Here is a 26,834-nt window from a genome sequence, read left to right as displayed (position 1 = left end):
AGCCGTGGCCAGACGTCCCCAGGCCGGCACCCGCGCCGCCGCGGCGCTCGGGGCCGCCGTCGGCGCCGCGCTCGGCGCGGCCGCCGCGCGCGCCGCCTTCGCCGCTTTCCGGCGCCGCCCGCCGATCGGCGACGAGAAGACCGCCGACGAGTACTGGACCCGGGTCAACCACCGGGGCGAGCCGGTCACGCTGCTGGAGGGCCCCGCGTTCGCCGCCGGCGCCGTGGCCGCCTCCGCCCTGGCCCCCGGACTCCCCGTACGGGCCCGTGCGGCCGCCGTGCTCGCCGGCGCGGGCAGCGGCGTCCTCGGCGCGTACGACGACCTGTTCGGCACGACCTCGTCGAAGGGGTTCAAGGGCCACCTGGCCGCGCTCGCACGCGGCGAGGTGACCAGCGGAGCGGTCAAGATCCTCGGCATCGGCGCGACCGGGCTCGCCGCGGCGGCGCTCGCCCCCCGCCACGGCCGGGGCGGGAGCGTGGTGGCGCGCTCCCTCGACACGCTCGTCGACGGGGCGCTGATCGCCGGCAGTGCCAATCTGGCCAACCTGTTCGACCTGCGGCCCGGCCGTGCGATCAAGGTGGGGCTGCTCGCCGGGGCTCCTCTGCTGGCCGCCTCGATCGCCGCGCCGTACGGCCCGCGCTCCCGCCAGGCCGCCGCGCTGACCGCCGTCCCGCTGGGCGCGGCGGCGGCGCTGCTGCCGGAGGACCTGGGCGAGCGCGCGATGCTCGGCGACGCCGGGGCGAACGCGCTCGGCGCGCTGCTCGGCCTGGCGGCCACGGCCCGGCTGGGCAGGCCCGGCCGGATCGCCGCCCTCGGTGTCGTCGCCGCTCTCACCGCCGCCTCGGAGAAGGTCAGCTTCACCAAGGTCATCGCCGGCAACCGGGTGCTCAACCGCCTGGACATGCTCGGCCGCCGCGCTCCGCAGACCGCTCCCGGCACGCCGGGGTCGCACGGGTGACCTGGACGACCGGCAGGGCCGTCCGCGGGGGCGCACGGCACCGGCATGGATAAGCGGCATGGCTAGACGGCTCGGGGCGGGAATCGCGGGGGCGGCGGTCCTCATCGGGGTCATCACGGTCTTGGCGCGGGTGACCGGCTTCGCCAAGCAGCTGGCGTTCGCGCGCACGGTCGGCACGAACTGCCTGGCGACCGCCTACTACACGGCCAACAACGTGCCGAACATCGTCTTCGAGGTCGTGGTGGGCGGCGCGCTCGCCGGGATGGTCGTCCCGGTGCTCGCCGGCGCCGCCGCCCGTTCGGACGGCGAGGCGCGTGCGGAGGTCGGCCGGATCGCCTCCGCGCTGCTGACCTGGGTGATCGTGCTGCTGGTGCCGCTCGCGGCGCTGACCGCGCTGCTCGCGGCGCCGGTGGCGCGGCTGCTCGTCGCCTTCGGGGTCGGAGAATGCGACGTCGGCCAGGTCGCCGCCGTCGCCGCGCGCATGCTGGTCGTGTTCGCGCCGCAGATCCCGTTGTACGGCCTGGCCGTGGTGCTCTACGGCGTGCTGCAGGCCCATCGCCGGTTCTCGGGGCCGGCGCTGGCGCCGCTGGTGTCGAGCGCGGTGGTCATCGTCGCCTACCTGGCCTTCGGGCCGCTCAGCGGCGGCCACAAGGACCCCGCCACGGTGCCGGGACCGGCCGAGATCACGCTGTCTGCGGGTACGACGCTCGGCGTGCTGGCTCTGGTCGTCACCGTGGTCGGACCGACGTGGCGGCTCGGCCTGAGGTGGCGGCCCACGCTCCGCTTTCCCGAGGGCGTCGCCGTACAGGTGCGGCGGCTCGCCCTGGCCGGGCTGAGCGCGCTGGTCGCCCAGCAGGCCGCCGCGGCGATCCTGATTCCGGTCGCCAACCGTGTCGGCGGGGGCGTGCTGCCCGCCTACAACTACGCGTGGGCGATCTACCAGGTGCCGTACGCCGTGCTCGCGGTGCCCATCGCGACCAGCGCGTTCCCCGCGCTCGCCGCGCGGGCGCAGGCCGAGGACGAGGGCTTCGCGGCGCTGGCGGCGCGGACGACGCGCGCGGTCGTGCTGGTCTGCGGCCTGGCGGCCGGCGCGCTCGCCGCGGTGGCGATGCCGGTCGCGCACGTCTTCCTCGCCCAGGCCGACACCGAGGTCGCCGCGGCGGAGTTCGCCCGGGGGATCGCGCTGTTCGCGCCGGGGCTCGTCGGGTATGGCCTGGTGGCCCACCTCAGCCGGGTGCTGTACGCCGCGGGACAGGGCAGGGCGGCGGCCCGGGGACAGGTCGCCGGGTGGCTGGTCGTGGCCGTGGCCCAGGTGGCGTTCGTCCTCGTGCTCCCGGACGGCTGGGGGCTGGGCGGGCTCGCGCTCGGCCAGGCGACCGGCATGACGGTGGGGGCCGGACTGCTGCTGGCCTCCGTCGTACGGGCGCGAGGGGCGCGGTCCGCGCAGGGCGTTCCGCGGGCCGGTCTGGCCGCCCTGCTGGGCGGGGGCGCGGGCTTCCTCGCCGGCGCGGCGGCCGCCCGGCTTCCCCTGTCGGGCGAGGGCCCGTGGGGTGGCCTCCTGACGGCCGCTCTGGCCGGTCTGACAGCCGTGGTCGCGGGGGTCCTCGTCGCCGGGCTCGTGGACCGCGGGGACCTGACCGCCGCCCTGTCCGGAGTGAGACGCGGGAGAGGCGCGAGCCCGGCGGAGCCACCGATCGAGGAGGCGGGTATGAGCGAGCGGATCAGCGGGCCAGGCCGAGCCGGAGGCGAGGAGAGGGCATGAGTCGGGTCGTGCTCGTGCTGGGATCGAGCGTGGGGGGCGTGGCGCGGCACGTGCGGATGCTCGCCGCCGGACTGGTCACGCGGGGGCACCGCGTGCTGGTCGCGGGTCCAGGCAGCACCGAGGAGGCGTTCTCCTTCACCGGCACCGGCGCGGGCTTCGCCGAGGTCGAGATCGCCGATCGGCCGCACCCCGCGCACGACCTTCGGACCGCCCTGCGCCTGCGCGGGCTCGCCCGCGGCGCGGACGTCGTCCACGCCCACGGCCTGCGGGCCGGCGCGCTGGCCGCGCTCGCTCTGACGGGGTCGCGGGGATGGCCGCGCCTCGTGGTCACCCTGCACAACGCGGTCACGGCGGGCGGCGCGATCGGCGCGGTCTACCGGCTGCTGGAACGGATCGTCGCCCGGCGTGCGGACCGCGTTCTGGCGATCTCGCCGGACGTCGCGGAGCGGATGCGGGCCAGGGGCGCCCGAGGGGTCGACCTCGCGGTGGTGCCCGCGCCGCCGCTGGCCGAACCCGCCCGGCCGGCCGAGGACGTGCGGGCCGAGATCGCCGCCCGGCTGTCCGGGGCGGCGGACGCGCCGCAGGCCGCGCGGGAACGGCCGATCCTGCTCACGGTCGCCCGGCTGGCCCAGCAGAAGGGCCTGGAGACGCTGCTCGACGCGGCGGCCGGGCCTTACAAGGGGGATCCGGTCTTCGTGATCGCGGGCGACGGACCGCTGCGCGAGGAGCTTCAGGCCCGCGTCGACGCCGAGGAACTGCCCGTGGTCCTGTACGGCTGGGCCGAGCCGGCCGACCTGCTCCAGGTCGCGACGGCGGTGATCGTGCCCAGCAGATGGGAAGGGCAGCCGCTGAGCGTCCAGGAGGCGTTGCGGGCGGGCAGGCCGATCATCGCGACCCGGGTGGGCGGCGTGCCCGGGATGGTGGGCGAGGCGGCCCTGCTGGTGCCGCCGCAGGACCCCGGCGCGCTGAGCCGGGAGATCGGCCGCCTGCTCGGCGATCCCGCCCTGGCCGCCCGCCTGGCGGAGGCGTCCGTACGGCGGGGCCGCGAGCTGCCCGACGAGGAGGCGGCGCTGCGGGCGGTGCTCGCGGCGTACGGGCTCGCGTCGTAGCGGCGACCGGTGTGGCGGCGACCGGTGTGGCGGGAGGGTGCGACCACCCTCTCGGTCCGGTGACACAAGAGCGTCTGCCTGGTGAGCTGTCGCCTGTTCTCGCCGACGAGCACCGACATTCCGGCAACGATTAGGTGAGGCTAAGTCTGATCCATATACTGGACGGGTTGGGGGGGAGTATCCCTTCGCGGCGGTCCCGTCATCACGGTGTCAGCACCCGGGGCCGTCGGTCCGCCGTGCGCGTGCGGGCGGGAGAGACCTCCGGCAGTGTGTTCAGCGCGCGCCGGAGGTAATCGTGGTACATGCGCCCCTGTGGTTGTGGGCCCTGGTCATCGTGGGTCTTCTTGTCGTGGTCGCCATCGACCTGGTGATCGTCGATCGTGGTGAACCACGCGAGTTCTCCATGCGGCAGGCCGGCATCTGGGTGGGCTTCTACGTCTGCCTGGCCGTGTTGTTCGGCATCGGGTTAACGGTTTGGGCCGGTCCCGGGACGGGTGGCGAGTTCTTCGCGGGCTATCTGACGGAATACAGCCTCAGCGTCGACAACCTGTTCGTCTTCTACATCATCATGACCCGCTTCGGGGTGCCTCGGATCTACCAGCACAAGGTCCTGCTGGTCGGCATCGTCCTGGCGCTCGTCATGCGCGGGATCTTCATCGCCATCGGGGCCGCCGCGTTGAGCCGCTTCGGCTGGCTGCTGTACGCGTTCGGGGTCTTCCTCATCTACACGGCGTACACGCTGATCCGGGACCACAACAAGGAGGACGAGGAGTTCAACGAGAACATCCTCCTGCGCTGGGCCCGGCGGGTCTTCCCGACCACCCCCGACTACGTCGGCTCACGGGTGACCGTGCGGGTGGACGGCAAGCGCATGGTGACGCCCATGCTGATCGTCATGATCGCCATCGGCACCACGGACCTGCTGTTCGCCCTCGACTCGATTCCGGCCATCTTCGGCCTCACGAAGGCGGCCTTCATCGTGTTCTCCGCGAACGCGTTCGCCCTGATGGGACTGCGTCAGCTCTACTTCCTGCTCGGCGGACTGCTGCAGCGGCTGGTCTACATCAGCTACGGATTGGCGTTCATCCTCGGTTTCATCGGGGTTAAGCTGATTCTTGAAGCACTTCACGAGAACGACGTCCCCTGGGCTCCTCAGATCCCCATCTGGGTGTCGCTGGCGGTCATCGGCGTGACCATGGCCGTGACCACCGTCGCCAGTCTGATCAAGGCCCGCCGCGACGACAGGACCGTTACTCCGGCGGAAACATCTCAGACGGAGGCGTCGCAGGCGGAAGCCCCGCAGGGCTAGCAAAACGGGCACTCACCCTGTTTGCTTGTTCTCGTTGTGCCACGCATTGACTGCCGGATCGGTAATATCGATCGTTAGCTCGCATGCCGGTCCATAGTCGCCAGAAGAGTACAAAGGTCATCTGTGTCCAACGAATCGTTGCCCCGCGGCCCTGAATCCGGGCTCGCGGGAAGTGCCCGGGGCCGAGTCAGGCTCGCACGCGGGGTGTCCCCGTGGCTGGCTCCGACCGCCGCGGCGGCGGCCGCCACCGCCGTCCTCACCCGCAGGTCGCCCCGTTGGGCGCTGGCCGCGGCGCCGCTCGCCGCCCTCACCGGCGGGATGCTGTGGTTCTTCCGCGACCCCGAGCGCGCGCCCGGCGAGGGCAGGCTCATCTCGCCCGCCGACGGCGTCGTGCAGAGCATCGACCCGTGGCCGGACGGCCGCACCCGGGTCGCGATCTTCATGAGCCCGCTCAACGTGCATGTCAACCGGGCGCCCGCGGCCGGCACGGTCACCTCGGTCGAGCACGTGCCCGGCGGCTTCGTGCCCGCGTTCAACAAGGACAGTGACAAGAACGAGCGCGTCGTCTGGCATTTCGACACCGCGCTCGGGGACATCGAGATGGTGCAGATCGCCGGCGCCGTCGCGCGCCGCATCGTGCCGTACCTGTTCGCGGGCGCCAAGGTCGCCCAGGGCGAGCGGGTCGGGCTGATCCGTTTCGGCTCCCGGGTGGACCTCTACCTGCCCGAGGGCATCAGGCCGGCGGTCACCGTCGGCACCCGGACCGTCGCGGGGGTGACACGTCTTGACCACGTCTGACCTCGGGGCCGACGCCGCCTGGCCGGTGGAGGAGGTGGCCGATGAGCCGCGCGGGCCCGTCGGCAAGGCTTTCCGCCTGTCGGCCGCCGACTCCCTCTCGCTCGGCAACGCCCTCAGCGGGTTCCTCGCCGTCTGCGTGCTCGCCTGGTCGGCGATCAGCAACCTGCAGGCCGGCGTCAAGTTCGTCCCCGACCCGCGCTTCTTCGGCACCGCCGTGGTGCTGCTGCTGATCGGCGCGACCTGCGACCTGTTCGACGGCCTGGTGGCCAGGAAGTTCCGCGCGTCCGCGATGGGCGCCGAGCTGGACAACCTCGCCGACGTGATCAGCTTCGGCTTCGCGCCCGCCTTCATGGTGATGATCTGGGCCGGCTTCTCCGGCAAGCTCCCCCTGTGGCTGGTGCTGGTCGCGGCCGGATCCGTCCTGCTCGCCGGAGTCGTACGGCTGGCCCGCTTCGCCTGCGTGAAGACCAAGAGCGGCGACTTCATGGGCCTGCCGATCCCGATGGGCGCGATGACCGTGGTGTCGATCGTGCTGCTCTTCCAGCCGAACTACATCACGCTCGCCGCCATCTTCGCCGTGGCCTGGCTCATGGTCAGCCGCATCGAGTACCCCAAGCCGAAGGGCAACCTGGCCGCCGTCGTGCTGGCCTGGATGCTGATCAACGTGGCCTGCCTGACCATCTGGGCGGCCGGTCTGGCGGGCGGCGACCAGCTCATCAAGGTGGGCGCCACCATGCAGATCGCGATCGTGTCCGCCATTCCGCTTCGCGTTCTCATGTTCAAACAGCAGCAACGCAGGGAACGACGCTCGGAGAACGCGGGCTGACGTCGTCGCACGAACAGGGCCCCGGTCGGCTGGGGCCCGCCACCTTGGGCCCGGGCCAATCACGTGGAGAAAACGCCTAGTCCAATGGAGCCCTGGTCGCCATGCCTCGTGAGCACACCCGGACGTACTTCCTCGGCAAACTGGCCCGGGAGCTTGAGCTGCGGGGACTGGAGGCGTCCTTGCGCCCCGACCCGCCGTCGCTGAAGGTCCGCGACCCGGACGCGGCGCTGTTCACCGAGACCGTGGACTGCGTCGCCATGTCGGACGGCTGGTTCTACCGCTGGTCCTGGGGCGACGTGGTGGAGAGCGCGGAGGAGCCCGCTCTCGCGGCCGACCGCATCGTGAAGGTCTTCACCACCGGCGAGCCCCGCCCGCACCCTGCCCTTGGCGACGCCTGACCGGTGCGGGCCGTCTACAGCCGGATCCACTCCGTCGCCGTGGTGACCTCGTCCAGGACGTCCGGGAGGGGGTCCACGCCCAGCCCCGGGCCGTCCGGGACGTCGAGGTGCCCGCCGTCCAGCTCGAACGGCGGGGTCACGTCGGTGTGGAAGTAGCGGCGGGAGGCGGAGGTGTCGCCCGGGAGCGTGAAGCCGGGCAGCGCGGCCAGCGCGACGTTGGCCGCCCGGCCGATCCCGGTCTCCAGCATGCCGCCGCACCAGACCGCGACGCCGTGGGCGCGGCACAGGTCGTGGATGCGCCGGGCCTCCAGGTAGCCGCCCACCCGCCCCGGCTTGATGTTGATCACCGAGCACGCGCCGAGGCTGATCGCCGCCGCCGCGTGGGCGGCCGACTCGATCGACTCGTCCAGGCAGATCGGCGTGCGGATCGACCGGGCGAGCCGGGCGTGCTGCACCAGGTCGTCGTCGGCCAGCGGCTGCTCGATCAGCAGGAGATCGAAGTCGTCCAGCCGGGCCAGATGACGGGCGTCCGCGAGCGTGTAGGCCGCGTTGGCGTCCACCTGGAGCAGCAGCTCCTCCCCGAACCGCTCGCGGACCGCGCGGACCGGCGCCACGTCCCACCCCGGCCCGATCTTCAGCTTGACCCGTACGTACCCCTCCTCGACGTACGCCCCGACGGTGTCGAGCAGTTCGGCCACCGACCCCATGATCCCGACCGAGACGCCACAGGGGACGCGGTCGCGGGTGGCGCCGAGGTAGCGGGCGAAGGACTCGCCGGTGATCCGGAGCGAGGCGTCGAGGACCGCGGCCTCCAGCGCCGCCTTGGCCATCCGGTGGCCCTTGAACGGCGCGAGGGCGGGACCGACGGCCTGGGGGTCCGGCTCGCGGGGCAGCGCGGGGATCAGGAAACGCCGCAGCACGTCGGCCGCCGCGTCCACGTACTCGGAGGAGTACAGCGGCTCGGACATGGCCACGCACTCGCCCCAGCCCTCGGCCTGTGGCGTCACCACCCGGACCAGCAGGACGTCGCGGCTGGTCTCGGTGCCGAACGACGTCCGGAACGGCGCGACGAGCGGCATCGCGATCCGGCGCAGCTCGATTCCAGTGATCTCCATGAGGTGCCGGGCTCCAGGGGTGGGACGGTGTGCGCCGACCACTATACGGACGCCCTTTTCCGGTCCTCAGACCACCAGCCCGAGCAGGAGTACGCAGCAGAACGACACCACCGAGATGATCGCCTCCATGACCGACCAGCTCTTGACGGTCTCGCCCACGGACATCCCGAGGTACTCCTTGACCAGCCAGAACCCGGCGTCGTTCACGTGGGAGAAGAACAGCGACCCGGCGCCGATGGCGAGCACGAGCAGGGCGAGGTGAGCGGGGGAGAGCCCGGCCGCCAGCGGCGCGGCGATCCCGGCGGCGGAGATCGTGGCGACCGTGGCGGAACCGGTGGCCAGCCGGATCCCGACGGCGATCAGCCAGCCGAGCACCAGCACAGGCACGTTCGCGCCCTGCGCGGCCTCGCCGATGACCTTCCCGACGCCCGAGTCGACCAGGGTCTGCTTGAATCCTCCGCCCGCGCCCACGATGAGCAGGATCCCGGCGATCGGCGGCAGCGAGTCGGCGATCGCCGAGGAGATCCGGGTCCGGCCGAAGCCCGCCGCGCGGCCCAGCGTGAACATCGCCACGATCACCCCGATCAGCAGGGCGATCAGGGGAGTGCCGAGGACCTCGAACACGGTGCGCACCGCGTGGCCCTCCGGCAGGACGATCTCCGCGACGGCCCGGCCCAGCATCAGCACGACCGGCAGCAGGATCGTGGCCACCGTGACGCCGAAGCCCGGCCGGGGGCGGTCCGCCTCCTCCGGTGCCGTGTCCTCGGACTCCTGGGTCTGTCCGCGCTCGAGGCGCCCGGGCGGCGCCGGCCGCACCCATCGGGCGGCGAACCGGGCGAACAGCGGGCCGGCCACGATCACGGTCGGGATCGCCACCAGCAGGCCCAGCCCGAGCGTGAGCCCGAGGTCCGCCTTGAGCGTGTCGATCGCGACCAGCGGCCCGGGATGCGGGGGCACCAGGCCGTGCAGGACGGACAGGCCCGCCAGGGCGGGGACCGCGATCAGCAGCAGCGGACGGCCGCTGCGCCGGGCCACCAGCAAGATGACGGGGATCAGCAGGACCAGCCCGATCTCGAAGAACATCGGCAGCCCGATGAGCACCGCGATGAGCGTCATCGCCCACGGCAGGGCCCGGTCGCCGCTGCGGCGCAGGATGCCGTCCACGATCTCCTCGGCGCCGCCCGAGTCGGCCAGCAGCTTGCCCAGCATCGCCCCGAGGGCGATGAGCACGCCGACGCCGGCCACGGTCGAGCCGAGCCCGGAGGAGAAGCTGTCGATCAGCTTTTCCGGGGCCATGCCGGCCGCCAGGCCGAGCACGCCCGAGCCGAGCGCGAGGGCGAGGAACGGGTGGGTCCGCAGCTTGGTGATCAGCAGCACGATGACCGCGATGCCGGCCAGGGCGGCCACGATGAGGCGGGTGTCGTGGCCGCTCCACGCGGCCGCGCTCGCGAGGGGGGTCATTCCGGGGCTCCTCCGACGGTCGTGCGGTAGCCGCTGCCCCGCAGAAGCCCCCCGAATCACGCGAACCGGCTCACGCGCGCCCGACTGACGGTGACTACGACCGGGTGACGGAACCGGGGCGCCGGGACGAGCCGGCGGTCCGCTGCGGGACGCCGGCCGTCCGGGCGCGCGTCACGTCACGTCACCAGCCGCGGGCCTTCCACTCGGGCAGGTGCGGCCGCTCGGCGCCGAGCGTGGTGTCCCTGCCGTGGCCGGGGTAGACCCACGTCTCGTCGGGAAGACGGTCGAAGATCCGCTCCACCACGTCCGTGAACAGCTGCTCGAACCGCGCCGGGTCCTTCTGGGTGTTGCCGACGCCGCCGGGGAACAGGGAGTCGCCGGTGAACAGGTGGCGGTCCTGGTAGAGCAGGGCGATCGAGCCGGGGGTGTGGCCGCGCAGGTGGATGACGTCCAGCGTCACCACGCCGACCGTCACCCGGTCGCCGTGCTCGACCTCCCTGGTGACCTTCACCGGCAGTTCGGGGGCGTCGAGGGGGTGGGCGACGGTCTGCGCGCCGGTGGCCCGGGCGACCTCCTCCAGAGCCCCCCAGTGGTCGCGGTGCCGGTGGGTGGTCACGATCGAGCTGATCGGCATGTCGCCGACGAGGTCGATCAGCCGGTCGGGCTCGGCCGCCGCGTCGATCAGCAGCCCGTCGCCGGTCTCGGTGCACCGGAGCAGGTAGGCGTTGTTGCCGAAGTCGCCGACCTCGATCTTCGAGATCGTCAGCCCGGGCACCTCGCGTACGTCGGCGGGTCCGCCCTTGGTGACGTTTCCGGTATAGGCCATGATCGTTCCTCTCTAGCTCCCGGCGGGCGGCCAGGACGACGGTGGCTCGGCGGGCAGTCCCGCCGGGGACGGCTTCGGCCAGGGCGGCGGGGACGGCACCCTCCCGGCCTGCCGGAGACGCGCCTGTGGCGAAGCGAGTCGCAGGCCCGCGCCGTCGGTCCTGCCCGCGAGCCAGGCGAGCAGCTCGCGCGGCGTCCCCTCCACGGCCGGGCCGTCGCCGAGGCCGGTCCACGTCCTCAGGACCTCGCCGGTGGCCGGGTCGAGGGCGACGACCTCGCCCACCGGGCTCTCGTCGCCGAGCCAGAGCATCGTGTCGTACAGCTCTCGTCTCACGTACGTCTCGGGCCAGTCGGCCCATCCGTAGCCTGCCCCGAGGTCGGCGTGGTGCACCTCGACCTCTCTGAGCCGGCGGATCGGGACGTACCAGGCGGGGTGCTCGGGCGGGTTCATCCCCGAGACCGACGCGGTCCACGCCTCTGCGGGCATCCCTCTGACCGCCGTCGCGAACCGCTCCGCACTGTCGCGCAGGTCGGCGAGCTGCTCACCGGCCGGGCGGCCGGCGCCCGCCTCGATGCCGGCCTCGCGGGCCTGCGCCGACGCGTACTGCGGGGTGCGAATCCCCGTGCGCGCCCAGGCCAGCAGGTTGACGTAGCTGTCGGCGTTGCGGGCGACGTGCGTGAGCACGTGTCCCCTCGTCCACCCGGGCAGCAGGGACGGCGCGCGGAGATCCTCATCGGTGAGGCGGGCGGCGGTCGCCAGCAGGCGCTCGGTCGCCTCGGCCAGCTCCCGCTCGATCTCGTCGATAACGGACATGGAAAGAATCATGGACCCTGAAGCCTCCGGCCGCCGTCTCCGTGACCGCGCGGGAAGAGGAGGGCGCCCCAGGCGGTTTTATGAGCAGGGGTTTCGCGCGGATGCCGGGCACAGGTTTGACGAAGCTCATACCCTGGTTCACGGAGCGTGTCCCACGACAGCACGCGGGGCCGCCCCTTCCGGCCGCCGGACGACGCCCCCCGAAATTGTCGGTGGCTCTGGATAGCCTGCCCGTGCACCTCCATTCACCTCATCGACCTATCGGGACCACCGTGGCTGACCGCCTGATCGTGCGTGGCGCACGCGAACACAACCTGAAGGACGTCTCGCTCGACCTTCCGCGAGACGCTCTGATCGTCTTCACCGGGCTCTCGGGCTCCGGCAAGTCCAGCCTGGCCTTCGACACGATCTTCGCCGAGGGCCAGCGGCGGTACGTGGAGTCCCTGTCCGCGTACGCCCGGCAGTTCCTGGGTCAGATGGACAAGCCCGACGTGGACTTCATCGAGGGCCTTTCCCCGGCCGTCTCCATCGACCAGAAGTCCACCAGCCGCAACCCCCGCTCGACCGTCGGCACGATCACCGAGGTCTACGACTACCTGCGTCTGCTCTGGGCGCGCATCGGCAAGCCGCACTGCCCGCAGTGCGCACGCCCCATCGCCCGCCAGACGCCGCAGCAGATCGTCGACCGTGTGCTCGAGCTGGAGGAGGGCACCCGCTTCCAGGTGCTCGCCCCGATCATCCGCGGCCGCAAGGGCGAGTACGCCGAGCTGTTCCGCGAGCTGCAGACCAAGGGCTACGCCCGTGCCCGCGTGGACGGCACGATCGTGCGGCTGGAGGAGCCGCCCACCCTCAAGAAGTACGAGAAGCACGACATCGAGGTGATCGTCGACCGGCTGTCGGTCAAGGAGAGCGCGCGGCGCAGGCTCACCGACTCCGTGGAGACCGCGCTGCAGCTGTCCGGCGGCACGATCACGCTCGACTTCGTCGACCTTCCCGACGACGACCCCAACCGCGAGCGCTTTTACTCCGAGCACCTCTACTGCCCCTACGACGACCTGTCGTTCGAGGAGCTGGAGCCCCGGTCGTTCTCGTTCAACTCGCCCTTCGGCGCCTGCCCCGAGTGCACCGGCCTCGGCACCCGCATGGAGGTCGACCCCGAGCTCCTCGTGCCCGACCCCGAGCGCACGCTCGGCGACGGCGCGGTCAGCCCGTGGGCGAACGGCCACACCAGCGACTACTTCGTGCGGCTGCTCGAGGCGCTGGGCAACGCGCTCGGCTTCGACCTCGACACCCCATGGGAGCGGCTGCCCAAGAAGGCGCAGAAGGCGATCCTGCACGGCCACGACGAGCAGGTCCACATCCGCTACAGCAACCGGTACGGCAGGCAGCGGTCCTACTACACCGAGTTCGAGGGTGTGATCCCCTGGGTCCAGCGCCGGCACGCCGAGTCGGAGAGCGACGCCAGCCGGGAGCGGTTCGAGGGCTTCATGCGCGAGGTGCCGTGCCCGGCCTGCAAGGGCCGCCGCCTCAAGCCGGTCTCGCTGGCCGTGACCGTCGGAGAGGCCTCGATCGCCGAGGTCTCGGGCATGTCGATCGCCGACTGCGCCAAGTTCCTGTCCGGCCTGCGGCTGTCCGAGCGGGACATGCACATCGCGGAGCGGGTGGTCAAGGAGATCAACGCCCGGCTGGGCTTCCTGCTCGACGTCGGCCTCGACTACCTCACGCTCGACCGCGCCGCCGGCACGCTTGCGGGCGGCGAGGCGCAGCGGATCCGGCTGGCGACCCAGATCGGCTCCGGCCTGGTCGGCGTGCTGTACGTGCTGGACGAGCCGTCCATCGGCCTGCACCAGCGGGACAACCAGCGCCTGCTGGAGACGCTGATCCGGCTGCGCGACATGGGCAACACGCTGATCGTCGTCGAGCACGACGAGGACACGATCGCCGCCGCCGACTGGGTGGTCGACATCGGCCCCGGCGCGGGCGAGCACGGCGGCCAGGTCGTCGTGTCCGGCACCGTGCAGGACCTGCTCGCCAGCGAGGAGTCGCTGACCGGGGCGTACCTGTCGGGCCGCAAGGCGATCACCGCGCCGGAGATCCGGCGCCCGCGAGACAAGAAGCGGCAGCTCGTGGTGAAGGGCGCCCGTGAGCACAACCTGAAGGGGGTGGACGTCGAGTTCCCGCTCGGCGTCTTCACGGCGGTCACCGGCGTCTCGGGCTCCGGCAAGTCGACGCTGGTCAACGACATCCTCTACGCCGCGCTGGCCAAGGAGCTGAACGGCGCGAAGACCGTGCCCGGACGGCACTCCCGAGTCGTCGGCACCGACCTGGTGGACAAGGTCGTCCACGTCGACCAGTCGCCGATCGGCCGTACGCCGAGGTCCAACCCGGCGACGTACACGGGCGTCTTCGACCACGTGCGCAAGCTGTTCGCGGCGACGACCGAGGCGAAGGTCCGCGGTTACCTGCAGGGCCGGTTCAGCTTCAACGTCAAGGGCGGGCGCTGCGAGGCGTGCTCCGGCGACGGCACCATCAAGATCGAGATGAACTTCCTGCCGGACGTCTACGTCCCCTGCGAGGTCTGCCACGGCGCCCGGTACAACCGGGAGACGCTGGAGGTCCACTACAAGGGCAAGACGATCTCCGAGGTCCTCGACATGCCGATCGAGGAGGCGCTGGAGTTCTTCGAGGCGATCCCCGCCATCCGCCGTCACCTGCAGACCCTCAACGACGTCGGTCTCGGTTACGTACGGCTGGGCCAGCCCGCGACCACGCTGTCCGGCGGCGAGGCGCAGCGGGTGAAGCTCGCCTCCGAGCTGCAGCGGCGCTCGACCGGCCGCACGGTGTACGTGCTGGACGAGCCCACCACCGGCCTGCACTTCGAGGACATCAGGCGGCTTCTCGGCGTGCTCAACCGGCTCGTGGACGCCGGCAACACGGTGATCGTGATCGAGCACAACCTCGACGTCATCAAGACCGCCGACTGGATCGTCGACATGGGGCCCGAGGGCGGGTCCGGTGGTGGCAAAGTCATCGCCGCCGGCACGCCCGAGGACGTCGCCCGGGTCGAGGAGAGCCACACCGGCGCGTTCCTCCGCAAGATCTTGGGCGTATGAGTGTTCGTCTCATGATTTCTCCCTACTGTTCTCCTTCCGACCGCGTCACTCTGAACCGGCCACGGGGTGATGGCCGTACCTGAGGACACACAGGGTGACGCGTCGCGCAGGGGAAGGACCCGGGGCCGTGGACGTCCCGGGCCGCCGCATCAGGGAAGGATGAGCATGACGGATACCACACGCCGGGCCGTGATCTTCGGTGCCGGAGGCGCCGGACTGGCCGTGGCGCTGAGCGCGTGCGGCGCCTCCGACGGGGACGCCACGACGGCGTCGGCGGACCAGGACGGGTCCCAGAGCGACCAGTCTCAGGCCGCACAGGGCGGGGGCGAGCTCGCGAAGACCTCCGACATCCCCCAGGGCGGCGGCAAGGTCTTCAAGGACCAGGACGTCGTCGTCACCCAGCCTGAGGCCGGGCAGTTCAAGGCGTTCAGCGCGAAGTGCACCCACCAGGGCTGCCCCGTCGCGAGGGTCTCGAACAACGAGATCGTCTGCCCGTGCCACGGCAGCAAGTTCAGCGCCAAGGACGGCTCCGTGACCAACGGCCCGGCGACCAAGCCGCTCGCCGAGAAGAAGATCACGGTGAGCGGCGACAGCATCACCCTCGCCTGACGGGGAGCTGCCGGGCCTGCTGTTCGGGCAGGCCCGGCGCCCGGTGGCGGCAGGCGGGCGAGCCCTCCGTCGCCTGAAGGCGCCATGAGACCTCGCCTCGGCACCGCGGCGCCACGGATGTCACCCGGAAATCCTGCGCGTCACGCCGGCGGCCGGGCGAGTTTGGCGCCCACGGCGTCGAGGACCCAGTCCAGGCCGGTCGCGAAGGACACCTCGGCATCCACCTCCGTGCCGTCGTGCACGAACCTCGCCAGCGCCGGGAAGCGGCCCGTGGCCAGCATCCTCCTCACGTACGGTCCTGAGGCGCGCTGCCAGTCGCGGTCGGACAGGCCCGTGGCGCGCTCGGCCCGCAGGTTCGCGATCTCGCGCCTGATCGCGCCGGTGAAGTAGGCGCTGACGGTCTCCACAGCGCGCATGACGGTCTCGAGGTCGGCGAGGCCGTCGAAGGCGGCCAGCGTGGCCTCGGTCACGGCGAGGGCGTTCGGGCCCAGGGCCGGACGGCCGCCGAGCAGGTCGGCCAGCCATTCGTGACGGAGGGTGGCCTGCCTGGTGCGGTGGGCGAGGCTGCGCAGCATCTCCCGCCAGTCGCCGGGCTTCTCCTCGGGGAGGATCTCGGCGTAAACCTCGTCCACCATGAGGTCGAACAGCTCCTCCTTGGTGGAGATGTACCCGTACAGCCGCATCGGGCCGACGTCCAGCCGGGCGGCGACCTTGCGCAACGACACCGCCTCCAGCCCGCCCTCGTCGGCCAGCGCGACGGCGGCGGCGACGATTCGTTCCCGGTCGAGCGGCGCGGGGCGAGCCGGCGGCTCCGGCCGGTCCCACACAGTCATGCAGGCATCGTACCGGTTGTCATACAGCGTCTCAAGGCAATACAGTGTATCGATATGAGACAACGTATCGCGGTGATCGGAGCCGGCCCCGCCGGCCTTACCTTCGCCCGCGTCCTGCACCGTCACGATCACCCCGTCACCGTCCTCGAACGCGATCCCGCCCCCGACGCCCGTCCCCCGGGCGGCACGCTGGACCTGCACGAGAAGCTGGGCCAGCTCGCGCTGGACAAGGCGGGGCTGCTGGCGGAGTTCCAGGCGCTGTCCCGCCCCGAGGGGCAGGCCATGCGCATCCTGGACCCGGACGGGACCGTCCTCCGCGACTGGCGGCCCCGTCCGGACGACCGGGCCAATCCCGAGATCGACCGCGGGCAACTCCGTGATCTGCTGCTCGGCCCCCTGGACGTTCAGTGGGGCCGGAGTGTGACGGAGGTGGTGCCGGGGACCCGGGACGGCGTGCTGGTCCGCTTCGCGGACGGGCGGCAGGAGACGTTCGACCTCGTCGTCGGCGCGGACGGCGCCTGGTCCCGGGTCCGCCCGGCGGTCTCGTCCGCGACGCCGCACTACACCGGCGTCACCGTGGTCGAGACCTCCCTGGACGACGTCGACACCCGCCACCCCGACCTCGCCCGGCTGATCGGCGACGGTTCCGTGGCTGTGCACGGCGTGAACCGCGCCCTCGTCGCCCAGCGCAACAGCGGAGGCCACGTCAAGGTGTACGCGCAGTTCCGCGCGCCGCTGGACTGGCACACGAACCTGGACCGGCATCTGGGCCTGAACGGGCGCGCGGGCCTTGACGCAACCCTGGACGCGGGCCGGAGCCCAGGCCTGGATTGGGCCGACGTCGAGGCCGTGCGATCAAGCCTGCTGGCTCTGTTCGACGGCTGGGCCGCTCCCGTCCTCGACCTCCTCCGCCGCGGCACCGCGTTCGTCCACCGCCCCCTCTACGTCCTGCCCGCGCCCCACACCTGGACCCACGTTCCCGAGGTGACGCTGCTGGGCGACGCCGCCCACCTGATGCCCCCCTTGGGGGTGGGCGCGAACCTCGCGATGCTGGAAGGCGCCGAACTCGCCGAGTCCGTCGCCGCCGCCCCCGGCCCCGGCGATCTGGACGAGGCCGTCCGCGCCTTCGAGGAGCAGATGTGGGCACGGGCCGGCAAGTGGGCGGAGTTCACGATGGCCGGTCTGGAACGGCTCGTGAGCGCGGACCCCACCGAAGCCCTCGCCCTCTTCGACGAGGTCCAGTCATCCTGATCCGTCGAGCGCACCACCCGTCGGCGTGGAAGAATATTTGATCTACGCTGTAAAGGCTGCTTCGTCGTCCGACCATCCGCGAGGACGACGGGAATGTCGGCGGGGGCCAGTAGTCTTTGGGTGTGGCGGATCCGGCAACTTATCGACCGGCGCCCGGATCGATTCCTGAGTCGCCAGGCGTCTATCGCTTCCGCGACCCGGGCGGCCGGGTGATCTACGTGGGCAAGGCGAAGAGCCTGCGGCAGCGGCTCAACTCGTACTTCGCGGACTTCGCCGGCCTGCACCCGCGGACGCAGACCATGCTGACGACCGCGGCGTCCGTGGACTGGACGGTGGTCGGCACCGAGGTCGAGGCGCTCCAGCTCGAATACTCCTGGATCAAGGAGTTCGACCCCCGGTTCAACGTCAAGTACCGCGACGACAAGTCCTACCCGTACCTGGCCGTGACGATGGGGGAGGACTTCCCCCGGGTGCAGGTGATGCGCGGGGCCAAGCGGAAGGGCACCCGCTACTTCGGCCCCTACTCGCACGCCTGGGCCATCCGGGAGACCGTCGACCTGCTGCTGCGCGTCTTCCCCGTGCGGACGTGCTCGGCGGGGGTCTTCAAACGGGCGGGCCAGATCGGGCGGCCCTGCCTGCTGGGTTACATCGACAAGTGCTCCGCGCCCTGCGTCGGCAGGGTCACCCCCGAGGAGCATCGCGCCCTCGCCGAGGATTTCTGCGACTTCATGGCCGGCAACACCGGCCGCTTCATGAAACGGCTGGAGCGCGAGATGCGCGAGGCCGCGGCCGTGGAGGAGTACGAGCGGGCCGCGCGGCTGCGCGACGACATCCAGGCGCTGCAACGGGCCCTCGAGAAGCAGACGGTCGTGCTCGGCGACGACACCGACTGCGATGTGATCGCACTCGCCGAGGACCCGCTCGAGGCGGCGGTCCAGGTCTTCTACGTGCGCGGCGGCCGGATCCGCGGGCAGCGCGGCTGGGTGGTCGACAAGGTCGAGGAGGCCACTCCCGGAGAGCTGGTGGAGCAGTTCCTGCTCCAGATGTACGGCGAGGCGACGATCCCCCGCGAGATCCTCGTGCCGGCGCGGCCCCCGGACGAGGCCGCGCTGATCGAGCTGCTGAGCGAGCAGCGGGGTTCCCGCGTCGACGTGCGCGTTCCCCAGCGCGGCGACAAGAAGAGCCTCATGGAGACCGTGGAGCGCAACGCCAAGGAGTCGCTCGCCCAGCACAAGCTGCGCCGAGCGAGCGACCTGACCACGCGCAGCCGGGCCCTGCAGGAGATCGCGGACGCCCTCGACCTGGACCAGGCACCGCTGCGCATCGAGTGTTACGACATCTCGCACATCCAGGGCGAGAACGTCGTGGCCTCGATGGTGGTCTTCGAGGACGGCCTCGCCCGCAAGAGCGAATACCGCCGCTTCTCCATCAGGACCGCGGAAGGCGACGTCGCCTCGATCTACGAGGTCATCTGCCGGCGGTTCAAGCGCTACCTGGAGGAGCGGGCGGCGACGGGCGAGCTGGACGCGGAGACGGACGAGGCGGCAGGGCGCGACGGGGCCGAGTACGACGCGGCAGGGCGCGACGGGGCAGGGCACGACGGAGCCGAGTACGACGCCGCCAGGCACGGCGCGGGGACGCCGATCGACCCGGAGACGGGCCGCCCCCGCAAGTTCGCCTACCCGCCCAACCTCGTGGTGGTGGACGGCGGCCCGGCGCAGGCGGCGGCCGCCCAGCGCGCCCTGGACGAGCTCGGGATCGACGACATCGCGGTGTGCGGGCTGGCCAAGCGGCTGGAGGAGGTCTGGCTGCCCGGCGACGACCAGCCGGTGATCCTGCCGCGCAGCAGCGAGGGCCTCTACCTGTTACAGCGCGTCCGTGACGAAGCGCACAGGTTCGCCATCACCTACCATCGGACGAAGAGGTCGAAATCGCTCAAGGAGAGCGCGCTCGACCACGTGCCGGGCCTGGGCCCGGCACGCCGTCAGGCCCTGCTGCGGCACTTCGGCTCGGTGAAGCGGCTGCGGGAGGCGAGCGCGGAGGAGATCCGCGAGGTCCCCGGCATCGGCCGTGCGACCGCCGAGGCGATCGTCGCGGCGCTGCGCGGTGAGAGCCCGTCCCCGGCGGGGCAGGGGTCGTGAGGTGTTCGCGCGAGCACCTCGGTATGTCCCGTCCCGGCCAGGGCGGCAGGCAGGGCAGCAGGCAGGGCGCCGTCGGAGTCGCCCGGCGTGGCGGTGGCGCGATCAGGTGAAGAGGTGTCATGCTCCGGCACCAGAAGGTTCCTCCCGCGGGAGGCGGGCCCGGTCCCCGGCGGGCGGGCATCCCGGCGTGGACGGCGTACGGGGGCTGACGTTATGCGAGCTGACATGGGCGGCGAGGCGGTGAGCGGGCGATGAGCACGACTGAGCCGGCATTCGTGGTGATCACCGGAATGTCGGGGGCGGGGCGCAGCACCGCCGCGAAGGCTCTGGAGGACCTCGGCTGGTTCGTGATCGACAACCTGCCGCCGGGGCTGCTGTCGTCGCTCGCCGAGGAGGCGGGCCGGGTGAACATGGCGACCGACCGCGTCGCGGCCGTGGTCGACGTGCGCAGCCTCGCCTTCACCACCGACCTGAACGCGGCGATCGAGGAGCTCGACGGGCGCGGCGTCGGCGTCCGGGTGGTGTTCCTGGAGGCCAGCGACGAGGAGCTGGTCCGCAGGTTCGAGAACGTCCGGCGTCCCCACCCCCTCCAGGGCGACGGGCGGCTCGTCGACGGGATCGACCGCGAGCGGGGCATCCTGCGGGAGGTCCGCGCCAACGCCGACCTCGTCATCGACACGTCCCTGCTGAACGTTCACGAGCTCCGCAAGAAGATCGTGTCGTTCTTCGGCGGTGAGGACCGCCCGGGGCTGAAGGTGAACGTGGTGTCCTTCGGCTACAAGTACGGCCTGCCGGTCGACGCCGACCTCGTCGTGGACTGCCGGTTCCTGCCCAACCCCCACTGGGTGCCGGAACTGCGGCCCATGAACGGGCTCGACGCCCCGGTGCGCGACTACGTGCTCAGCCAGCCCGGGGCCAAGGAGTTCCTCGACGGCTACGAGGAGGTCTTCGGCGTCGTGGCCGCCGGATACACGCGCGAGGGCAAGGGCTACGCCACCCTCGCCGTGGGCTGCACCGGAGGCAAGCACCGCAGCGTCGCCATGGCCGAGCAGCTCGGCGCCCGCCTGCGCGAGCGCGGCATGGACGTCCAGGTCAGCCACCGGGACACAGGCCGGGAGTGACGGCACCCGCCCGGGCCGCCGGCGGGCCCGCGGGCGGAACCCCGTACGGCGAGCCCCGGCAGGCGCCGGAGCCGGGTCGATCAGCACGACGTGAGCGCCACGGCTCCGCAGAGCGGTGCTCGTGGCGAGGCGAGGAGGACGATGAAGGACCCCGCCCCGGAAGAACCCGCGGACCCCTCCGTCCCCGATCATTCCCGAGAGTCCCCCACCCCCGGCAGACCGATGCTTCCCCCGCACTCCGCCGCCGCGAGCGGCCCCAAAGTCGTCGCGCTCGGCGGCGGCCACGGCCTGTACGCCTCCCTGTCGGCCCTCAGGACCGTCACGGACGACCTGACGGCCGTGGTGACGGTCGCCGACGACGGCGGCTCCAGCGGGCGCCTCAGGCGCGAGCTGGGGGTTCTGCCGCCCGGTGACCTGCGGATGGCGCTCGCTGCCCTGTGCGGCGACGACGAGTGGGGCCAGACCTGGAGCGAGGTCGTCCAGCACCGGTTCAGAAGCGAGGGAGAGCTGCACGGCCACGCCGTCGGCAACCTCCTCATCGTCGCGCTCTGGGAGCTGCTGAACGACCCCGTCGTGGGCCTGGAATGGGTGGGCCGGCTGCTCGGCGCCCACGGCCGCGTGCTGCCCATGGCCTCCGTGCCGCTCGACATCCAGGCGGAGGTCGAGCTGGACGGGACGATCACGACGGTGCGCGGGCAGGTCGCCTGCGCGCTGACGCCCGGGCGGGTGCGCTCGATCTCGCTGGTGCCGTCCGACCCGCCCGCCTGCCCCCAGGCGATCGAGGCGATCGAGGCGGCCGACTGGGTGGTGTTCGGGCCGGGCTCCTGGTTCACCAGCGTGCTGCCGCACCTGAAGGTGCCCGAGCTCGCCGGGGCGCTGCACGGGACGAGTGCCAGGCGGCTGGTGATCCTCAACCTCGCGCCGCAGGCGGGGGAGACCGACGGCTTCTCGCCGGAACGGCACCTGGAGGTGCTCAGAGAGCACGCCCCCGAACTGGTCGTCGACGCGGTGGTCGCCGACGGCGGTGTGGTGGCCGACCCGAGGGCGCTGGAGAAGGCGGCCGGGTCGATGGGCGGGCGGGTCGTTTTGGCCGATGTGGCCGCCTCTGACGGATCTGCACGCCACGACGGACCACGTCTTGCCGCTGTCCTGGATGAGATTTTCCGTGAGAAGCGGTGATTGCGTGCTCGCCAGGTGCGAGAGACTGACGGGCAGAGTCTGTCTGGGGGAGGACACGAGCTGATGGCCATGACGGGTGTGGTGAAAGACGAGCTGAGCCGCCTTCCGGTGCTCAAGCCCTGCTGCCGCAAGGCGGAGGTCTCGACGCTGCTGCGGTTCGCCAGCGGGCTGCACCTGGTGGGCGGGCGCATCGTGATCGAGGCCGAGCTCGACACCAACGCCACCGCCCGCAGGCTGATCAAGGACATCGGCGAGGTCTTCGGCCACAAGGCAGAGGTGCTGGTGCTGGCCCCCGCGGGGCTGCGCAAGGGGTCGCGCTACGTCGTGCGCGTCTACAAGGACGGCGAGGCGCTGGCCCGGCAGACCGGCCTGATCGACAACCACGGGCGTCCGGTGCGGGGGCTGCCCCGGCAGGTCGTCTCCGGGGCCACCTGCGACGCCGAGGCGGCCTGGCGGGGCGCGTTCCTCGCGCACGGCTCGCTGACCGAGCCCGGCCGGTCGATGTCGCTGGAGGTGACGTGTCCCGGGCCGGAGGCGGCGCTGGCCCTGGTCGGCTCGGCCCGGCGGCTCAAGATCCACGCCAAGGCCCGTGAGGTGCGCGGCGTCGACCGCGTGGTCGTGCGCGACGGCGACGCGATCAGCGCGCTGCTGACCCGGCTCGGCGCCCACGACAGCGTGCTGGCCTGGGAGGAGCGGCGGATGCGCCGCGAGGTGCGGGCCACGGCCAACCGCCTGGCCAACTTCGACGACGCCAACCTGCGCAGGTCGGCCAGGGCGGCCGTCGCCGCCGGCGCGAGGGTGCAGCGGGCGCTGGAGATCCTCGGCGACGAGGCCCCCGAGCACCTGGTGATCGCCGGCCGGCTGCGGGTGGAGCACAAGCAGGCGTCCCTGGAGGAGCTCGGCCAGATCGCCGACCCGCCGCTGACCAAGGACGCCATCGCGGGGCGCATCCGGCGCCTGCTCGCCATGGCCGACAAGCGCGCCCAGGACCTCGGCATCGCCAACACCGAGGCCAACCTCACCGCGGACATGCTCGCGCAGTAGCGACGCCGTCCCGATGGATCGCGTTCCCGCCGGGCGCCGGGACGGCCTGCGCATGCGCTCTGGGCCGCCCGGCGGCGCGTCCGCGGGTGCCCGGGCGAGTGCCGGGCGGAAGGGGTGCGGCGGGGTCGCCGTCGCAGGGGAAGGGCCCGCTCACCGGCTCGTCCGGCCTGACACGCCGTCAAAGCACGGCCCGGTGGTCTACACCAATTTGGGTCCGATAAGGTCTGTCATTGAGGTTTAACACAGCCCTGGCGCCGGTACCCCGGCGCACGACGTACGAGGAGATCGGATCCGTGAGCATCCGCGTAGGCGTCAACGGCTTCGGCCGTATCGGCCGCAACTTCTGGCGCGCTGTGGCGGCCAGCGGCAAGGACATCGAGGTCGTGGCCGTCAACGACCTCACCGACAACGCCACGCTGGCCCACCTGCTGAAGTACGACAGCATCCTGGGCCGCCTGCCGTACGAGGTCAAGGCCTCGGCGGACGAGATCACCGTTGACGGCAAGGCGATCAAGGCGTTCGCCGAGCGCGACCCTGCCAAGCTGCCCTGGGGCGACCTCGGCGTGGACGTCGTCGTCGAGTCGACCGGTCTGTTCACCGACGCCACCAAGGCCAAGGTGCACGCCGACAACGGCGCGAAGAAGGTCATCATCTCCGCTCCGGCGAAGAACGAAGACGTGACGATCGTCATGGGCGTGAACCACGAGAAGTACGACCCGGCCGCTCACACGATCATCTCCAACGCCTCCTGCACCACCAACTGCCTGGCCCCGATGGCCAAGGTCATCAACGACACCTTCGGTATCGAGAAGGGCCTGATGACCACCATCCACGCCTACACGCAGGACCAGAACCTGCAGGACGGCCCGCACAAGGACCTGCGCCGCGCCCGCGCCGCCGCGCTGAACATCGTCCCGACCTCCACCGGCGCCGCCAAGGCCATCGGCCTGGTCCTGCCGGAGCTGAAGGGCAAGCTCGACGGCTACGCGCTGCGCGTGCCGATCCCGACGGGTTCGGCCACCGACCTCACGGTCGAGGTCGGCCGCGAGACCACCGTCGAGGAGGTCAACGCCGCGCTGAAGGCCGCCGCGGAGGGCGCGCTCAAGGGCTACCTCAGCTACACCGAGGACGAGATCGTCTCCAGCGACATCGTCACCGACCCGTCGTCCTGCATCTTCGACGCCGGCCTCACCAAGGTCATCGGCAACCAGGTCAAGGTCGTCGGCTGGTACGACAACGAGTGGGGCTACTCCAACCGCCTCGTGGACCTCATCGAGTACGTGGGCGCCTCCCTCTGATGATCGGAATCGACGAGCTCGACGTGAAGGGCCGGCGCGTGTTCGTGCGTGCCGACCTCAACGTCCCCCTCGACGGGGAGACGATCACCGACGACGGTCGCATCCGGGCGTCGGTGCCGACGATCAAGAAGCTGATCGAGCGCGGTGCGAAGGTCGTCGTCGCGGCCCACCTCGGCCGGCCCAAGGGCTCCGTCACGCCGAAGTACTCGCTCGCCCCGGTCTCCCGGCGGCTGGCCGAGCTGCTCGGCGAGAACGTGGCGTTCGCCACGGATGTGGTCGGCGAGTCCGCGCAGAGCGCGGTGGCGGGCCTGCAGGACGGGCAGGTCGCCCTCCTGGAGAACCTGCGCTTCGAGCCGGGCGAGGAGTCCAAGGACGACGCGGTCAGGGGCGAGTTCGCCGACAAGCTGGCCGCCCTCGCCGAGCTCTACGTCGGCGACGGCTTCGGCGCGGTGCACCGCAAGCACGCCAGCGTCTACGACCTGCCCAAGCGGCTGCCGCACGCGGCGGGCGACCTGGTCCTCGCCGAGGTCGAGGTGCTGCGCAAGCTGACCGAGGACCCGGCCAGGCCGTACGTCGTCGTGCTGGGCGGCGCGAAGGTCTCCGACAAGCTCGGCGTGATCGCGAACCTGCTCTCCAAGGTGGACCGCCTGCTCATCGGCGGCGGCATGGCCTACACGTTCCTGAAGTCCCAGGGCCACGAGGTGGGCAAGTCGCTGCTGCAGGAGGACCAGATCGACCAGGTCAAGGGCTTCCTCGAGGAGGCGGCCTCCCGCGGGGTCGAGCTGGTGCTGCCGGTGGACGTGCTGGCCGCCACGGAGTTCGGCGCCGACGCGCCGTACGAGGTCGTGGACGCCACCGCGATCCCGGCCGACCGTGAGGGCCTGGACATCGGCCCCCGCACCCGGGAGCTGTTCGCCTCGAAGCTGGCCGACGCCCAGACCGTGTTCTGGAACGGCCCGATGGGCGTGTTCGAGTTCGACGCGTTCTCCGGCGGCACCCGCGCGGTGGCCGAGGCGCTGGTGAGCTCCAAGGCGTTCACCGTGGTCGGCGGCGGCGACTCGGCGGCGGCCGTGCGCAAGCTCGGTCTGCCCGAGGACGGCTTCTCGCACATTTCCACCGGTGGCGGCGCGAGCCTCGAGTACCTCGAAGGCAAGACGCTGCCCGGACTCGCGGCGCTGGAGGAGTAGATGGCTCGCAAGCCGCTGTTCGCCGGCAACTGGAAGATGAACCTCAACCACCTCGAGGCCATCAACCTGGTGCAGAAGCTGGCGTTCACGCTGACCGACCGCGACTACGACAAGGCGGACGTCGCGGTCATCCCGCCGTTCACCGACCTGCGCAGCGTGCAGACGCTCGTGGACGCCGACAAGCTCCGCATCGCCTACGGCGCCCAGGACCTGTCGGCGCAGGACTCCGGGGCCTACACCGGGGAGATCTCCGGCGCCATGCTGAGCAAGCTCGGCTGCACGTACGTGCTGGTGGGGCACTCGGAGCGGCGGCAGTACCACGGCGAGGACGAGGCGCTGTGCAACGCCAAGGTCAAGGCCGCCTACCGGCACTCGCTGACGCCCATCCTGTGCGTGGGCGAGGGGCTGCCGGTGCGCCAGGAGGGCCGCCACGTCGAGCACACGCTGGCGCAGCTCGACGGTGCGCTGGAGGGCGTGCCCGCCGAGCAGGCGAAGTCCATTGTGATCGCGTACGAGCCGGTCTGGGCGATCGGCACCGGCGAGGTCGCCACGCCGAAGGACGCCCAGGAGGTGTGCGGCGCCATCAGGACGCGACTCGCCGAGCTTTACGGTGACGATGTGGCCTCTGTTGTCCGTATCCTTTACGGTGGCTCGGTGAAGTCGGACAACGTCGCCGGCATCATGGCGGAGGCCGACATCGACGGCGCCCTCGTGGGAGGGGCCAGCCTCGACGCGGGAGAATTCGCCAAGATCTGCCGATTTGGCGAGACCGCCGGCTAGCTGAGCCGTTTGGGGGGTGCGACTTGACATCAGGTCGTACCCTCAAAGAACACAATTGAATCGTCACGCCGATGGCATCGTGCACAACGCGTCGTGCACGCCCGGACATAGGAACAGGTCTACGGTGACAATCGGAATCTCCATCGCCCTCATCCTGTCGAGCGCTCTGATGGTGCTGCTCGTCCTGCTCCACAAGGGCAAGGGCGGCGGCCTGTCCGACCTGTTCGGAGGCGGGTTCTCGTCCTCCTTCGGCGGTTCGTCGGTGGTGGAGCGTAACCTGGACCGTCTCACCATCATCACCGGCATCGTCTGGTTCGTCTGCATCATCGCGCTGGGCCTGCTGCTCAAGCCGTAGCGGACGGCCTCCGGCCACGCGTGACAGAGATTCACCTCCCCCCGTCCGCGGGGCGATCGAGCAAGGAGTTCATCGGTGGGTAGTGGCAACGCGATCCGTGGCAGCCGAGTCGGCGCCGGCCCCATGGGAGAGGCCGAACGCGGCGAGGCCGCCCCCCGTGTGCGGGTCTCGTTCTGGTGCGCGAACATGCACGAGACGCGCCCGAGCTTCGCCAGTGACGCGGCCGTCCCCGAGTTCTGGGACTGCCCGCGGTGCGGACTGCCGGCCGGGCAGGACCAGTCGAACCCGCCTGCTCCGCCGAAGAACGAGCCGTACAAGACGCACCTCGCGTACGTGAAGGAGCGCCGCAGCGACAAGGACGGCGCGCAGATCCTCGCCGAGGCGCTGGAGCGGCTGCGCTCCTCCTCCCGCCCGATCTACTGAGGGCTTCTCGGTCAGGGCCCTTCCCCGCTGCCGGCGGGGAAGGGCCCTGACGCTTTTCTCCGCATCGGTTGTGCCGTGGACAATCGGCGAGTGTGAGCTCGGCGCAGGCGGAGCCCGCTGAGCTG

Annotated in this window: 24 protein-coding genes; 19 read left to right on the top strand and 5 right to left on the bottom strand. The window is 71.6% G+C overall.

Annotation, left to right across the window (positions count from 1 at the left end):
• The first annotated feature begins 4 nt into the window (after nt 1–4).
• The 7 genes from ABZ860_RS19730 (at nt 5) to ABZ860_RS19700 (ending at nt 7,160) form a co-directional block, all read left to right on the top strand.
• Nucleotides 5–958: a hypothetical protein gene (locus ABZ860_RS19730; protein WP_357222015.1), complete on the top strand. Its 954-nt coding sequence runs from the start codon at nt 5–7 to the stop codon at nt 956–958.
• Between the two features lie 58 nt (nt 959–1,016).
• Nucleotides 1,017–2,720, top strand: a complete 1,704-nt coding sequence (locus tag ABZ860_RS19725) for a lipid II flippase MurJ (RefSeq protein WP_357222013.1) — start codon at nt 1,017–1,019, stop codon at nt 2,718–2,720.
• Nucleotides 2,717–3,829 carry a glycosyltransferase family 4 protein gene (locus ABZ860_RS19720; protein WP_357222011.1) on the top strand — a complete coding sequence of 371 codons (1,113 nt, stop codon included), beginning with the start codon at nt 2,717–2,719 and terminating at the stop codon, nt 3,827–3,829. Before ABZ860_RS19725 ends, ABZ860_RS19720 begins: the two co-directional genes overlap by 4 nt.
• Nucleotides 3,830–4,124: 295 nt before the next feature.
• Nucleotides 4,125–5,138, top strand: coding sequence for a TerC family protein (locus ABZ860_RS19715; protein WP_357222009.1), 1,014 nt, complete (start codon nt 4,125–4,127; stop codon nt 5,136–5,138).
• A 138-nt stretch (nt 5,139–5,276) separates the two neighbouring features.
• Nucleotides 5,277–5,936, top strand: a complete 660-nt coding sequence (locus tag ABZ860_RS19710; RefSeq protein WP_357222056.1) for a phosphatidylserine decarboxylase — start codon at nt 5,277–5,279, stop codon at nt 5,934–5,936.
• The gene (gene pssA / locus ABZ860_RS19705; RefSeq protein ID WP_357222007.1) at nt 5,923–6,762 is read left to right on the top strand and encodes a CDP-diacylglycerol--serine O-phosphatidyltransferase; all 840 of its coding nucleotides are present in this window, start codon (nt 5,923–5,925) and stop codon (nt 6,760–6,762) included. The genes ABZ860_RS19710 and pssA overlap by 14 nt, the downstream gene beginning before the upstream one ends.
• A gap of 101 nt (nt 6,763–6,863) precedes the next feature.
• Nucleotides 6,864–7,160 carry a hypothetical protein gene (locus tag ABZ860_RS19700; RefSeq protein WP_030507339.1) on the top strand — a complete coding sequence of 99 codons (297 nt, stop codon included), beginning with the start codon at nt 6,864–6,866 and terminating at the stop codon, nt 7,158–7,160.
• A 14-nt stretch (nt 7,161–7,174) separates the two neighbouring features.
• Here ABZ860_RS19700 and menC read toward each other — a convergent pair whose 3' ends face one another.
• The 4 genes from menC to ABZ860_RS19680 all read right to left on the bottom strand — a co-directional run bounded on the left by menC (nt 7,175) and on the right by ABZ860_RS19680 (nt 11,375).
• Entirely contained in the window at nt 7,175–8,275 is a 1,101-nt protein-coding gene (menC, locus tag ABZ860_RS19695; protein WP_357222005.1) for an o-succinylbenzoate synthase, read from the bottom strand.
• 66 nt (nt 8,276–8,341) lie between these two features.
• Nucleotides 8,342–9,736 carry a gluconate:H+ symporter gene (locus tag ABZ860_RS19690; protein ID WP_357222003.1) on the bottom strand — a complete coding sequence of 465 codons (1,395 nt, stop codon included), beginning with the start codon at nt 9,734–9,736 and terminating at the stop codon, nt 8,342–8,344.
• 181 nt (nt 9,737–9,917) lie between these two features.
• Nucleotides 9,918–10,562 (bottom strand): MBL fold metallo-hydrolase, encoded by a 645-nt coding sequence (locus tag ABZ860_RS19685; RefSeq protein ID WP_357222002.1) that lies wholly within the window; start codon nt 10,560–10,562, stop codon nt 9,918–9,920.
• Between the two features lie 12 nt (nt 10,563–10,574).
• Nucleotides 10,575–11,375 (bottom strand): maleylpyruvate isomerase family mycothiol-dependent enzyme, encoded by an 801-nt coding sequence (locus ABZ860_RS19680; RefSeq protein WP_357222000.1) that lies wholly within the window; start codon nt 11,373–11,375, stop codon nt 10,575–10,577.
• 272 nt (nt 11,376–11,647) lie between these two features.
• On the opposite strand from ABZ860_RS19680, the gene uvrA reads away from it, so the two are divergent.
• Nucleotides 11,648–14,488 (top strand): excinuclease ABC subunit UvrA, encoded by a 2,841-nt coding sequence (uvrA, locus tag ABZ860_RS19675; RefSeq protein ID WP_357221998.1) that lies wholly within the window; start codon nt 11,648–11,650, stop codon nt 14,486–14,488.
• A gap of 165 nt (nt 14,489–14,653) precedes the next feature.
• Nucleotides 14,654–15,097: a Rieske (2Fe-2S) protein gene (locus tag ABZ860_RS19670; RefSeq protein ID WP_357221997.1), complete on the top strand. Its 444-nt coding sequence runs from the start codon at nt 14,654–14,656 to the stop codon at nt 15,095–15,097.
• Nucleotides 15,098–15,237: 140 nt separating this feature from the next.
• Here ABZ860_RS19670 and ABZ860_RS19665 read toward each other — a convergent pair whose 3' ends face one another.
• Entirely contained in the window at nt 15,238–15,930 is a 693-nt protein-coding gene (locus ABZ860_RS19665; RefSeq protein ID WP_357221995.1) for a TetR/AcrR family transcriptional regulator C-terminal domain-containing protein, read from the bottom strand.
• Nucleotides 15,931–15,984: 54 nt separating this feature from the next.
• Between ABZ860_RS19665 and ABZ860_RS19660 the strand changes: the two genes are divergently transcribed.
• From ABZ860_RS19660 to ABZ860_RS19615, 10 genes are all read left to right on the top strand, one after another.
• Nucleotides 15,985–17,181 carry an NAD(P)/FAD-dependent oxidoreductase gene (locus ABZ860_RS19660; RefSeq protein WP_357221993.1) on the top strand — a complete coding sequence of 399 codons (1,197 nt, stop codon included), beginning with the start codon at nt 15,985–15,987 and terminating at the stop codon, nt 17,179–17,181.
• Nucleotides 17,182–17,303: 122 nt separating this feature from the next.
• Nucleotides 17,304–19,322 carry an excinuclease ABC subunit UvrC gene (uvrC, locus tag ABZ860_RS19655; RefSeq protein ID WP_357221991.1) on the top strand — a complete coding sequence of 673 codons (2,019 nt, stop codon included), beginning with the start codon at nt 17,304–17,306 and terminating at the stop codon, nt 19,320–19,322.
• A gap of 251 nt (nt 19,323–19,573) precedes the next feature.
• On the top strand, nt 19,574–20,443 hold the full coding sequence (rapZ, locus tag ABZ860_RS19650) for an RNase adapter RapZ (RefSeq protein ID WP_079319418.1): 870 nt from the start codon (nt 19,574–19,576) through the stop codon (nt 20,441–20,443).
• 222 nt (nt 20,444–20,665) lie between these two features.
• The gene (gene yvcK / locus ABZ860_RS19645; RefSeq protein WP_357221989.1) at nt 20,666–21,622 is read left to right on the top strand and encodes a uridine diphosphate-N-acetylglucosamine-binding protein YvcK; all 957 of its coding nucleotides are present in this window, start codon (nt 20,666–20,668) and stop codon (nt 21,620–21,622) included.
• Nucleotides 21,623–21,685: 63 nt separating this feature from the next.
• Entirely contained in the window at nt 21,686–22,666 is a 981-nt protein-coding gene (gene whiA / locus ABZ860_RS19640; RefSeq protein WP_030507327.1) for a DNA-binding protein WhiA, read from the top strand.
• Nucleotides 22,667–22,959: 293 nt separating this feature from the next.
• On the top strand, nt 22,960–23,964 hold the full coding sequence (gap, locus tag ABZ860_RS19635) for a type I glyceraldehyde-3-phosphate dehydrogenase (protein ID WP_142559504.1): 1,005 nt from the start codon (nt 22,960–22,962) through the stop codon (nt 23,962–23,964).
• Nucleotides 23,964–25,151, top strand: a complete 1,188-nt coding sequence (locus ABZ860_RS19630; RefSeq protein WP_357221986.1) for a phosphoglycerate kinase — start codon at nt 23,964–23,966, stop codon at nt 25,149–25,151. Before gap ends, ABZ860_RS19630 begins: the two co-directional genes overlap by 1 nt.
• Entirely contained in the window at nt 25,152–25,931 is a 780-nt protein-coding gene (tpiA, locus tag ABZ860_RS19625; protein WP_357221984.1) for a triose-phosphate isomerase, read from the top strand. It abuts the gene before it with no gap.
• Nucleotides 25,932–26,055: 124 nt separating this feature from the next.
• Entirely contained in the window at nt 26,056–26,286 is a 231-nt protein-coding gene (gene secG, locus ABZ860_RS19620; protein ID WP_076441471.1) for a preprotein translocase subunit SecG, read from the top strand.
• 75 nt (nt 26,287–26,361) lie between these two features.
• Nucleotides 26,362–26,709 (top strand): RNA polymerase-binding protein RbpA, encoded by a 348-nt coding sequence (locus ABZ860_RS19615; RefSeq protein WP_079319880.1) that lies wholly within the window; start codon nt 26,362–26,364, stop codon nt 26,707–26,709.
• Nucleotides 26,710–26,834 lie beyond the last annotated feature (125 nt).

Origin of the sequence: Microbispora sp. NPDC046973, from assembly GCF_040644495.1 — a bacterium.
Taxonomy (GTDB): Bacteria; Actinomycetota; Actinomycetes; order Streptosporangiales; family Streptosporangiaceae; genus Microbispora.
The sequence above is the reverse complement of the archived record's forward strand: the minus strand, read 5'-3'. Positions and strand labels throughout refer to the sequence as shown.